The organism is Cohnella sp. GCM10027633, from assembly GCF_042675445.1.
Lineage (GTDB): Bacteria > Bacillota > Bacilli > Paenibacillales > Paenibacillaceae > Cohnella.
The window spans coordinates 509,383-521,202 of record NZ_JBHTGV010000002.1 but is presented as its reverse complement, the minus strand read 5'-3'; the positions used below and the strand labels follow the sequence as shown (position 1 = coordinate 521,202).

The 11,820-nt window shown below is 51.1% G+C and carries 9 protein-coding genes; all 9 read right to left on the bottom strand.

Annotation, left to right across the window (positions count from 1 at the left end):
• Positions 1-64 precede the first annotated feature (64 nt).
• The 9 genes from ACFQZG_RS06715 to ACFQZG_RS06675 all read right to left on the bottom strand — a co-directional run bounded on the left by ACFQZG_RS06715 (position 65) and on the right by ACFQZG_RS06675 (position 11,603).
• Complete coding sequence (locus ACFQZG_RS06715; RefSeq protein WP_378150788.1) at positions 65-829, bottom strand: SDR family NAD(P)-dependent oxidoreductase; 765 nt, start codon at positions 827-829, stop codon at positions 65-67.
• A 42-nt stretch (positions 830-871) separates the two neighbouring features.
• On the bottom strand, positions 872-1,642 hold the full coding sequence (locus tag ACFQZG_RS06710; protein WP_378150787.1) for an SDR family NAD(P)-dependent oxidoreductase: 771 nt from the start codon (positions 1,640-1,642) through the stop codon (positions 872-874).
• Positions 1,643-1,711: 69 nt separating this feature from the next.
• Positions 1,712-2,797 carry an Atu2307/SP_0267 family LLM class monooxygenase gene (locus ACFQZG_RS06705; RefSeq protein ID WP_378150786.1) on the bottom strand — a complete coding sequence of 362 codons (1,086 nt, stop codon included), beginning with the start codon at positions 2,795-2,797 and terminating at the stop codon, positions 1,712-1,714.
• Positions 2,798-2,826: 29 nt separating this feature from the next.
• Positions 2,827-3,324: a MarR family winged helix-turn-helix transcriptional regulator gene (locus tag ACFQZG_RS06700; protein WP_378150785.1), complete on the bottom strand. Its 498-nt coding sequence runs from the start codon at positions 3,322-3,324 to the stop codon at positions 2,827-2,829.
• A gap of 368 nt (positions 3,325-3,692) precedes the next feature.
• Positions 3,693-4,109 carry a signal peptidase I gene (gene lepB / locus ACFQZG_RS06695; RefSeq protein WP_378150784.1) on the bottom strand — a complete coding sequence of 139 codons (417 nt, stop codon included), beginning with the start codon at positions 4,107-4,109 and terminating at the stop codon, positions 3,693-3,695.
• Between the two features lie 146 nt (positions 4,110-4,255).
• Positions 4,256-5,128, bottom strand: coding sequence for an alpha/beta hydrolase fold domain-containing protein (locus ACFQZG_RS06690; protein WP_378150783.1), 873 nt, complete (start codon positions 5,126-5,128; stop codon positions 4,256-4,258).
• Positions 5,125-5,868, bottom strand: a complete 744-nt coding sequence (locus ACFQZG_RS06685) for a hypothetical protein (RefSeq protein ID WP_378150782.1) — start codon at positions 5,866-5,868, stop codon at positions 5,125-5,127. The genes ACFQZG_RS06690 and ACFQZG_RS06685 overlap by 4 nt, the downstream gene beginning before the upstream one ends.
• The gene (locus ACFQZG_RS06680; protein ID WP_378150781.1) at positions 5,865-6,587 is read right to left on the bottom strand and encodes a hypothetical protein; all 723 of its coding nucleotides are present in this window, start codon (positions 6,585-6,587) and stop codon (positions 5,865-5,867) included. The genes ACFQZG_RS06685 and ACFQZG_RS06680 overlap by 4 nt, the downstream gene beginning before the upstream one ends.
• A 711-nt stretch (positions 6,588-7,298) precedes the next feature.
• The gene (locus ACFQZG_RS06675; RefSeq protein WP_378150780.1) at positions 7,299-11,603 is read right to left on the bottom strand and encodes a fibronectin type III domain-containing protein; all 4,305 of its coding nucleotides are present in this window, start codon (positions 11,601-11,603) and stop codon (positions 7,299-7,301) included.
• Between the last annotated feature and the right edge of the window lie 217 nt (positions 11,604-11,820).

The window sequence follows — 11,820 nt, the reverse complement described above, 5'->3', positions numbered from 1 at the left end:
ACCACACGAGGGATTGGCTTTCTTTGTATGGAACTATGGTTTCCCTTAGATGAATCAATGACAATTACCAAGCAGTTGCACCGCCGTCGACGGCGTAGTTAACTCCCGTAATGTACGCAGCTCGATCAGAAGCGAGGAATGCCGCGAGTTCTACAAGCTCATCGGGTTGTCCGAACCGCTTAAGAAGCGTCTTCTTCGTGACGGCATCCCGCGCCTCCTGATTGTCTCCTAAATCGCGATCGCTAGCCGGAGTGATAAACGGTCCGGGACTGATAGCTACCGCGCGGATTCCATGTCGTGCACCTTCCAAGGCTAACTGCCGGGTCATGGAGATAACGCCTCCTTTCGCCGCCGCATGCCCCACCATCGGAGGGAAATCGCCGGCGATAATACCGGATATGGAAGCGACGTTTAGTATGACGCCACCGCCTCTTTTCACCAAGTGCGGCCAGGCGTACTTCGATACGAAAAAGGGAATGTCGAGTTCTCCGGCAATCGTTCTCCGCCAATCCTCGATCGAGAAGTCCGGCATCGGTCCGAATTTCTGTATGGCCGCATTATTGTAGATCACATCGAGTCCGCCGTAAGCTTGAGCGGCTTCCTCTACCAGCTTCTTTACTTGTTCGTGATCGGTGAGGTCGATCGGTGCGATGCCTGTCATTTCGCCTCCGGCGCTTCGCACGAGTTCGACTGTCTCGTTATTTGCCTCTACGTTAATATCGCTGCCGACTACTTTCGCGCCTTCGCGGGCGAAGGTCAATGCCGCGACGCGACCCAGTCCTCCGGCGGTTCCCGTTATAAGCACGACTTTATTTTCAAGAATACTCATGATTTTCCTCCTGGAATTCGAATTGTCTCCGTTGTGCCATCCTCATTGACGGTACACAGGTGCTCCGAGAGGCGCCGAGCGCGCTCCACCGTCAACCGTAATTTCCGCTCCTTGCACGAAAGAAGACTCATCGGAAGCGAGGAACAAGGCGACATTAGCGATTTCCTCCGGATCGCCCATGCGGTTTAGCGGGATCGTCCGCGCTTGCGAAGATTCCAGCTTCGCGGTTTCTTCGGGCGTTGACTTTTTCCAGATAGGTGTTCGCGTCGCTCCCGGCACTACCGTATTCACGCGAATGCCCCGCGGTGATAACTCAGTTACGAGCACTCTTGCCATGCTGCTGATGGCGCCTTTACTAGCCGAGTATGCAGATCTTGACGGCGCACCGTCAGTAGCGCGCGTTGAGCCGGTCAATATGATCGAAGCGCCTTCTTTCAGATGAGGCAAAGCGGCTTGTATGGTGAAGAAGACGCCTGTAACGTTAACTTTAAGAACTTCCTCGAAAACTGACAGCTCCGTGTCTCCCAGTGGCGTTGGCGATGAAATGCCGGCATTCGCATAGACGATATCCAGACTGCCGAAGGTTGCGACAGCCTGCGTTACGGCGTTTGCCATGTCGGCGGGATCTGCTGCTTCCGCTTTAATCGCAAGGACATTCGGACCAAGCTCGTCCTTCGCTGCGTTTAACGTGGTTAAATTTCGCCCCGTAATCGCAACCTTCGCACCTTCGGCAATGAATAATTTAGCCGCCGATAGACCGATTCCGCTATTGCCTCCCGTAATTAATGCCACTTTACCTTCAAGTTTGCCCATCATTCTTCTCCTCTGAGAATCAGATCGCATCCGTTTCTCTACATTTAGAATGACTTTTATCATCCCGGATTAAACATTCTCAGTAGAAGTGAGGGCTTTTTTTCCATGACTGATCTCAGCAGATTTGGCGATCTCTTCGCGAACTCGCGGAGCTACTTCCTTGCCTAACAGTTCTATCGCCTTCAATACATCCTCGTGCGGCATCGTGCCGACGGGCAGATGCAGGAAGAATCGCGTAAAACCTAAATGCTTGCTCATGAATATTATTTTATTGGCTACCGTTTCGGAGTCTCCGACATACAATGCGCCTTCCAAGGTACGACTGTCATCGAATTGAGAACGGGTATATTGGCCCCAACCACGCTCTCTCGCAAAATAATTAAACGAGGCTTGAGTAGACGGAAAATATTTCTCGGCCGCAAGCGAGTTGCTTTCGCCGACATAGCCAAGTGAATGCACGGCTATTTTTAATTTTGATACATCATGTCCCGCAAGTGCCGCAGCATTTTTATAAAGCGGTACGAGCGGTGCGAATCGCAACGGGCTCCCTCCAATAATCGCCAGCACAAGCGGCAATCCCAGCTCGCCTGCTCGGATTACCGATTCCGGACTTCCTCCGCTGCCAATCCATACGGGCAAACGGCTTTGCACAGGGCGAGGGTATATGCCCAGGTCCGTAAAGGCTGGTCGGAACCCTCCTTTCCAAGTGACTTTCTCCGATTCCCTCAATTGTAACAAGAGCTCTAATTTCTCTTCATATAGCTGGTCATAATCTTTTAAGTCATAACCAAACAGCGGGAACGCATCAACCATAGAGCCTCGACCCGCGATAATCTCAGCTCGTCCGTTCGATAAACCGTCGAGCGTGGCAAATTGCTGGAATAAACGAACAGGATCTGCCGCAGAAAGTACGGTTACCGAGCTCGTCAAACGAATCCTTTTAGTCATTGGCGCCGCTGCCGCTAAAATGACGGCGGTAGCAGAATCCCCGAATTCCTTGCGATGATGCTCTCCGACCCCGAATATATCTAGCCCTACCCGATCCGCAAGGACAATTTCCTCTACAACCTGACGTAATCGCTCAGCATGACTGATCACTTCTCCCGTATGAGCATCCGGAGTTGTTTCGACAAAAGTATCAACACCTATTTCCATGATTAAGTCCTCCTCATTAGTTACATAAATTATTTTCTATTTAAATCGGATTCCTCAGTACTTGCAGAACTTTCACGATTTTTAATTCCATAACCAATTAACTTCATCACGCGTATAAGCTCAAGCTTCTCTTCTTCCGAAGCAAAGGATAAATTGTCGGAGATCAATTGAACATGCTTTGGGAAGATGTTATCAAAATAGCTCCTCCCTTCACTCGTTAACGAAACATTTGTTTTTCGACGGTCACCTGGGATAGGAAGTCGTTCCACGAGCCCCTTCTTCTCAAGCTTATCGATTACATAAGTGATGCTTCCGCTTGGTATCGAGAAGGTGTCGCTTATTTTTTGAATAGGCTGCGAACCTTTATTATAAAGAAGCTCCAAAATTTGAAAGGTCTCTTTACTTAGGCCATAGTTGTCAATGTCCTTCTCTAAGCTCGTAAATAATTCTTTCACCATGTTTCTTAGTACGCGTATTAGCTTTAAATCAAGCTCCGTTCCTTCTACTTCGTCATCTCGATTCCTCAATCTTTAACCTCCTCTGTGCCCTACTACGGCCTTAAGATCATGAGTTTAGTGCAACAAGAGTCACCAAACCGTATCACGCTGATTTAGAATCCAACGTTCATTTTGTAAGTCAATATCCTAATGATAGTTATTATATTAATAGTTATTCTAATGATAGTCAATTTATCTGTCAACCTATCGCAAGCAGTTGAAATACGAAAAGACGTGACCGGGCTGATCGTTCACAGCGATCAGGAATGGCACAAAGCAGAATGAATCGTTATATAAACTTTTATAACGAGGAACGACCACAAAAAAAGCTAAAAAACTGACGCCTGTTGAGTACAGACGCCAGTTTTCATCGGCTTTCTTTGTATGGAGCACTTTGTTTATTCACTTCTTTCATACCCGACTACTTTTCCTAAAATGTCATCTTTCGCAAACGGACCGCCTGTCTGACTATCATTGAATCCTCGCCATCGCACATCCGCCAATATATAATATTCATTTTCTTTCAAATCGACTGCTTTCCATGAGTCATTATTGTTAATTGTTGAATCGCCGCCATAAAAAACATCCAACTTTTTGTCATCGATATAGACTTGGCCTTTCTCAATGCGTATCGTTTCACCGGGAAGTCCCACGACTCTTGCAATGTCGGTTTCTTGGTCTTTATTGTTTTTAGTTTGAAAGACGACAATATCACCTCTAGACACATAGTTGCTTGCGTACTCATTCATATCTACTAGAACTTCACTGCCCAAACGAAATGGATGGGGATGATCATATCCGAGCTCCGCTAACATTCCATCTGTCTCCACTTTAAACTTGGTCAACGACGAGTCGGCGTTTTCAATGATCTTTATTTTCTTCTCGGTTGCGGTGTCCCTGATAGTACCCGCGCAGCCGCTTAATATCGTCATGCCAATAGACATTATGATGATATAGCATCTCAAACTGTGTTGCGAACATGTCGATCGAAGAAGATGACGGTAGTCCGAAGAACGTCCTCCCAACCGAAGTTGCCCCCTTGGAGACCGTGATTCGCCCCTTTGATTGCAAGAATACTGGAATTAAGGAGCGCTCCGTGCAATATTTCAGCCTGATTGAAAGGAATAATTTCGTCTTCGGTACCGTGAATGATCAAGAATGGCGGCGCGGTATCCGTTACGTATGTAAGTGGACTGGCTCTCTTTGCCTTTTCAGGATGCTCACGAACGTATCCGCCGATCAGCTGCGACTCCAACGAATCCGGCGAGTCATGGAAGCCGACCAGCATCTGAAGAAAATCGATTGGAGCGGACCACGTAGCAACAGCCTGAACGGAACTGGAAACACCGAGGTTTCCGTTGTTGCCTTCCAATTCTCCGACCTGCCCCGTCGTACCTAGCAAAGCCGCCAGATGCCCGCCGGCCGAATGCCCCATTACGCCTATACGATCCGGATCGGCCCCGTACGTTTCTGCATTCGCCCGAAGCCAACGCACCGCTGCCTTCGCATCATGCAACTGCGCGGGATAAATCGCTTCGTTGCTCAGTCGATAATTGATGCTGACCGAGAAATAGCCGTGGGCTGCGAACCGACGAATGAACATTCCGCTCTCCGAAGGTTCCGCTTTATCTCCCCATAACCATGCCCCCCCATGAATGCACAATGCAATCGGAAGCTTACCAACCGGCTGTGAAGGCATGGCAATGTCAAGCAGCAGCGGCTTTCCGTCCGCTTCCCCATAGATGACATCCGAAATCACTTGATATTCTTGTTCAATCAATTTTTCTTCTCCTCTCAATAACAGGCCCGTTTGGAAGCGAAACTGATGAATCAATCACTATGTGGCCTCTCCAAATCCTTCTCGTTCAAGATCATCATAAACTCCGTATCCTCATCGCCGCTTTTGGAGAAACTGCCGAGCTGAGGTGCGTTATTGGCATAGACGGGAAAATATCCGACATACGCGGATGACTGGGAATGAGACTGAAAAAATATATGATTCATGAAATTGGCGTCAGGCGCCTTGCTTAGCTTCTCCTCCTCGCGAATAATGCCTGCCCATTCATCAGGAAACGGCATTGCTCCATACGGATGCTCCGTTACATCGACGAGCATTTCCATTTGAACGCGCGGTATATAGTAATATACTCCATTCGACATTCCGGCATTTCGATCTCGAATAAGGTAGAAGCGGAATTCCTTCACTTTCTCAAGAGGATTAGTATTCCATACCACATAACGCCCGGATGGATCGGAGTGATCGGCGACTCTTACTTCGGGCCTGCCGCTCTTATCTACTCTAGCCACGCTCCAATTCCGCTTCTCCCATTTCAGAAATCCCATCCCGTGAATACCTTGACTAGATACAAACGGGATAAAAACTTGACGTTCGGTCAGCTTAACATTGTCGAGCACGACTGCCGCGTCTGCTTCAGAGTCGTACTCGTTTAACTTCGCTATAGTTTCGTCCACACTCGGAAGCGGCCCCGGCTTTCCGTCATAAGTACGAAAGAAGACGATCACTGCAGCCGCAATGATAAGAATTACGATGATTACCAGTCTTCTTCCTCTCATTCTCTTACCTCCATTCTCAACAACGGCTCCTCCGAACGATAGTAGTAATACCGATCCTTTGTAGCGAGTAATAATCCCTTTCCATCAGCTTCTAAGTAAGCTGAGGCATGCAGAGCGCTCCCCCAACGAGCTTCTGCTCCGAGCAGCGCATAAGGGAAACGTTCTTGCTGATACTGAGTGCCGCCCTCTAATTTTGATTCACGGTACCAGTCCAGCGTACGCGACAAATCAGACGCATTTACCTCTGCCAACGAGCTCGAGAACAGCTCTTTCTCGAAGGTTGCCTCCCTTGCTGACGGATGAATGGCAACAAGCTTCGCGTTCTCCAAATGGGCCAAGTAAGTGGAAGGGTCATTGCGGTCGTATAAGGAACCATGAATGAATCCAGCAAGCAGAGCTGTCACCAGGAACAAGTAGTTTGCCGTGAAGCCGATCCAAGCATATTTACGATAGTCCGTCCAGGACCGATTTCGTAAAAAGAAATACGCAGCCCAGAGACCAAGCGGCAATAAGGCGATTTTTACGATTTGCCCGAATAAAGGGAAATTGAATGATAACGAAAAAAAGCCAGCGAGTGTCACGAGAAGTATCTTCCAGATTGGGCGCCTAGTCTCTTGCTTTTGGCGTTGGCGGACTACCAGACCAAGCACAACGAGCCAACCTAGCAATCCTGCAGTTGCATCTACTACATTCCAGGAATAATGCCAGTCTATTTGCATGCCATCACCTCGATTTGTCCAAAAGTCCTCGGTTAGTTTCAAATTCCCGAATATGTAATATTTTAGACGCTATCCGCGATAAAAGGTTACGCAAAACTGCCCATTAGTAACAAACGAAAAAGGAGCTGCCGCGTGACAAACTCCTCAACTATCGTTCCCGTTAGTTCAATTATGACGGTTCAGGATAATCTTCAGGTGGTGTGAATGAAAGGTGTTCTAATGCCTCTGTTATACCTTTTTCGATTTCCTCTGACGAATAACCCAAATGCAAACATCGTTCTCGAACCCATTTGAATATCTCGCCCGATCTAATCAGCGACTTCATTGTGCTATCGTTACCCGTTATGAAATGACAAACCTGCCCGTTAATTGAACAGCGGCGGGAATCCGCCGCCAATACAAACAAACTAAAAGAAGATCCTCGATGTTGATCTTCTCCACCTCCCCAACTCGGCAGCCGGTTCTATATAGAAAACTCAAGCAGCGCTCTTTCCCTGAGTGACTGACATGAGATCTTTATGTGTATGATGTCTTAAGCGGACGTAAGCGAGATTGCTGCTCCTCTGCACGATCGCGAACGTAAGGATGGTCGTTACCCGAAATAAGCAACGGATGGAAGAAGCCGTTCGCTTCCGTTTCGCACAAAAGCGTAGAAGAGCCGCCTATATTAGCCTGAACAAGGCAGAATATAGGCGGCTTTGTCGACATTCGTCAGTTCGAAGTAATGGAGAAATCGTCCTGGTACAAGGCTGCGTTCAGGTTATAGACGTACGTCACGATCCTAACGTTAATCGTTCCGGCAGGCGCCGTATACGTTCCGTGAACGTTGGTCCATCCGCTCGTGAGCGTACCATTGTAATCGGCGACTGTCTGGTCGCTGATCAGACCGCTCGAGCCGTTCAGGAATTCGGCTTTGACGACGATGTGCGTCCCCGTATTCCTCGTAATGTTCAAATAACCGTCGAACGTATAGCTCGCTCCCGCCGTCCCCGCCACGCTCTGGGAAACGTTCAGCCAAGCCCCCGTCGTATTATCTATCTTCAGCGAGGAGTCAGCCGTGCGCTTCACCGCCGTGTCGCGGATGCAGTAATTTTGCGAACAGGTCCAAGACGCGGGAACTCCGGAGCCGTTATCGGTCTCGAAACCCGGATTAAGCAGCAGATTCGCTGATGAGGTCGTTACGGCGAGCGCGCTGCTGGCCGCGGAGACATTACCGGCCGCATCTTTCGCTTTGACCGTATAGGAATACGCGGTATTCGCCGTTAATCCCGTATCCGTAAAGCTCGTCGTCGTCCCGTTCGTGGAACCCGCTAGCGTCGATCCGCGGTAGACGTCGTAACCCGTCACGGCTACGTTATCCGTCGAAGCGCTCCAGGTCAGGGAGACGGTCGTAGCCGTCTTCGACGGCGAAGCCAAGCTCGAAGGAGCGGTCGGAGCTTGCGAATCTCCTCCTCCGGAACCCGAAGAAATCGAGAAGTCGTCCATCTGCAATGCCGCGTTCAGATTAACGACACTTACCCTGATGGTCACGTTGACCGTGCCCGCGGGAGCCGTGTACGTTCCTTGCGCGCGCGCCCAACCGCTCGTCGTCGTACCGTTATAGCCGGCGATAGCCTGATCCGAGATGACGGTGCCGGAGCTGTTCAGGAATTGGGCTTTGACCGTGATATTCGTTCCGGTATTCCTCGTGATGTTCAAATAACCGTCGAACGAATAGCTCTGCCCCGCCGTTCCCGCCACGGTCTGATGAATGTCGAACCAAGCACCCGTCGTATTGTCCACCTTCAATGAGGAAGTTCCCGAGCGCTTTAAGACCGTATCGCGGCTGCAGTAGTTTTGGCCGCACGTCCACGAAGCCGGCACGCCGGATCCGTTATCCGTCTCGAAGCCCGGATTCGATAGCAGATTGGCGCCGCCCGCCGCATTCGTCGTGACGCTCAGCGAGTTGCTGGCCGAAGACGTGTTATTGGCCGCGTCTTTGGCTTTGACCGTGAACGAATAAGCCGTGCTGGCCGTAAGTCCCGTGTTCGTGAAAGTCGTTGTCGAGGAGTTCGTCGTCCCCGCCAACGTCGTTCCTCGGTACACTTCATATCCGGCCACTCCGACGTTATCCGTGGATGCCGTCCAAGATAATGTCACGGATGTATCCGTCTTCGAGGTCAACGACAAACCCGTCGGCGCCGTCGGAGCTTGCGTATCGGAGCCGGATGACTTGACGAGGGAGAAGTCGTCTGCGTTCACCGTCACGTCCAACGTCGCGTAATGAATATACGCCCTTGCGTACGCCGTTCCGGCAGGCGCGGTCGCCGTCCCGTGCGCGTTGACCCAACCGGACGTCGTCCCGGTCAAGGACAGCAGTTGCTGTTCGCCGATTTGGATGTTATCGCTATTCAGGAATTTCAAATAAACGGATACCGTCGTCCCCGCGTTCCGGCTAATGTTAACATAGCCGTCGAGCGTATAAGCCTGCCCCGCGACCGCCGGTACGTTCTGATACGTCCCGAACCAAGCCAAGGAGCTGCCGTCCACCTTCAAGGAGGAGCTGCCGCTTCTCTTCACGGCAGTATCCGTGTAGCAGTACCAAACTTGCTCGCACGTCCAATTCGCCGGTCTTCCGTTGCCGTCGGAAGTATCGAAGCCCGGATTAAGCAGGAAATTGCTCGTCGCCGAGAACGTCGTAACGTTGAGGGAGCCGCTCGACGACGACACGTTATTCTTCGAGTCCCTGGCCTTGACGGAATACGAATAGGCGGTATTAGCCGTTAATCCGCTATCGGTATATACCGTAGTCGCGCCGTTCACGGTACCGATCAACGTCGAGCTTCTATAGATGTCGTAACCCGTGACGGCCACGTTGTCGGTCGAAGCGGTCCAGGATAGAGTAACGCCCGTATCGCTCTTGCCCGTCGATACTAGATTAGTCGGAGCCGTAGGCGCGACCGTATCGAGCGGGTTGGTCGATACGTTAAACGCTGCGCTGGCGGTAGACGAATTTCCTGCTGCGTCCTTGGCTTTAACGGTATACGAATAAGCGGTATTCGCGCTCAATCCGCTATCGGTAAAGCCCGTTCTGCCTTCGGTAGAGCCGATGAGCGTCCCTCCGCGATAAACTTCGTAGCGGGTAACGCCGATATTGTCGTTCGCGGGTTTCCACCGCAGCTTGATCGAAGTATCGCTCTTCTCGGGAGCGGATACTCGCGACGGTGCCGTCGGAGCTTGCGAGTCGGAAGCCGCGCTGCCTTGACGGACGACCTTGACCGCGATATCCCGGGTGAAGGAAGGAATGCCGCTTAAGACCACGTTGCCGCCCGATGCAGTAGCCGTTGCGGTCCCGGCCTCGGCTCCCGTAACGGTGTTGTAATACTTGACGGAATAAGTGCCGCTGTTCATGGAAGGAATCGTGAATGACATCCCGCTGATCGTCGATGGCGAGGAGATATTGTAAGTGGCGGTTGAATCGTTAATCCACAATAGTGCCCTGTCCCCGTTCTTGAACGCGCCTACTTTCGTCGAATTGCTCTGCAAGCCGTAATCGACGAAAGGCATAGAAGGCAAATAGTACTCCTCCGGTTTGATGAACCCGGCAAACGTGTTGTAGATTTCTTTATACAAGTCGCGAACGTTGAATTCGTTGCCCAGGGGGTCGCCGTCGGCTACCCACAACAGATTCCCGCCCGTTGCTCCCGCTCGGAACAGCGGTGACCATAAGGCATCATGGATGGCGCGCTGCGTGGCCGGTGCAAAGGGAACCGAGTTGGCCGGAGGGCCGTACTCCCCGAAGAACGAAGGCCGATTGCCGAAGTCCGCGAGAGCGTGTTTCAGATTGGCCTCCCAATTGTCGACCACCTCGATCGAGTCGTCGTACCGGTGAAGGTTCACGACGTCCAGCGTCGTCAGCGCCTCCCAACTCGTCTGGTTCGAACCGAGCGCGTCCATCCAGGCGAAGCTGGACGTCGTCGGATGATGGTAGAAGTCCCAACTCTTCCAATACGTATCGACGTTTTGATGCCAAGCCGGCTTGTTCACGTAGTCGTTGACACGGTTATCCATTTCGTTCCAGTATTCCAACATGCCCAGAGACGTGCTGTAGCCCCAGCGGGCGAATACGTACCGAAGCAACTTTTTCTGATACGCGATCGCCGTCGGATTCGTCCAGAAGTCGGTATTATTCTCCGACCAATAGGAAGGTCCGCCGTTAGCCGTGTTATAGGCGTGATATTCCCAATCGTAATAGAAATCGCCGAAGCTGTTCAACGTCAGCATGATGAAGATATTGTTGGCTTCCGCGGTTTGCATCAGAGTATCCATGCGCGCCATGTTCTCCAATTGGTATCTTCCGATGCCGTCGTAGCTCATCGTGATTCCAGCTTGCGTCGTCGTTACCGGACCGTACTCCGGTGCATAGTTGGCCCACCAGCAGCTTAACCAGACCCGCATGATGTTCATCTGCGATTCCTCGTAGACCGGCATGGCATCCAAGATCTCTTGCGTCGCTCCCCAAGCGAAGTTGCTGCCGAGCAGCGTGATTTGTTTGTTGAAGCTGTCCACCATCCGATTCCCGCTCACGCCCATGTAGCCGCGACTATCCGCAGCCGCATTGCCCGCCGTGAACGTATAGGTCGACGATTGGCCGGTACCATTGGAATCCGTCACCTTGATGTACACGCTATGGGAACCGATGGACCTCGGAGAGTATCGAACGGCCCACTTCGGCGAAGAGTTGGACCTGTAGAACGCGGGAACGACTTCCGTCTGTCCGCCGGGCGTTGTGAAATAAGCCTTCACATCCGCTTCATCCGGATTAAACGGGTTATTGTAAGTCGTGCTTAAGTCGAAGTTCAATTCGTATTTCGAGTACTTGGCCGGAGTAGTCGTATTCGCCGAAACGTTGGAGAATGAGGTGACCGCGGCGGAAACGGCCTTGGATTCGAACGCCAGCATGGACAATATTCCCGCGATGGCCAGAATACAACCCATTCCGATCGTCAGCAGGCTTCTTCTGTAAATACTCGTCATTATTAATTCCTCCCATGTTCGTTCATTGGCAATACGCGCTTCTCTCGCTGGTTAGCGGAAAATCGTTACTGCTTAAGGTGCGGCGAGGTTTCACCTCCTTGAACGGGGTCGGACTCGGTTTCAGTATGAGGGGAGATCCTTGGGGGAAACAACCTGACAAACCTCTTTTTTAGCCATACAAAATAGACTGCCGGACGAAATTCCTCGTCCGGCAGTC

Bases quoted from the DNA above. Each gene is read 5' to 3' on its own strand.
- ACFQZG_RS06715 (WP_378150788.1), bottom strand. From the start codon at position 829: ATGAGTATTCTTGAAAATAAAGTCGTGCTTATAACGGGAACCGCCGGA.
- ACFQZG_RS06710 (WP_378150787.1), bottom strand. From the start codon at position 1,642: ATGGGCAAACTTGAAGGTAAAGTGGCATTAATTACGGGAGGCAATAGC.
- ACFQZG_RS06705 (WP_378150786.1), bottom strand. From the start codon at position 2,797: ATGGAAATAGGTGTTGATACTTTTGTCGAAACAACTCCGGATGCTCAT.
- lepB (WP_378150784.1), bottom strand. From the start codon at position 4,109: ATGTTAGCGGAGCTCGGATATGATCATCCCCATCCATTTCGTTTGGGC.
- ACFQZG_RS06685 (WP_378150782.1), bottom strand. From the start codon at position 5,868: ATGAGAGGAAGAAGACTGGTAATCATCGTAATTCTTATCATTGCGGCT.
- ACFQZG_RS06680 (WP_378150781.1), bottom strand. From the start codon at position 6,587: ATGCAAATAGACTGGCATTATTCCTGGAATGTAGTAGATGCAACTGCA.
- ACFQZG_RS06675 (WP_378150780.1), bottom strand. From the start codon at position 11,603: ATGACGAGTATTTACAGAAGAAGCCTGCTGACGATCGGAATGGGTTGT.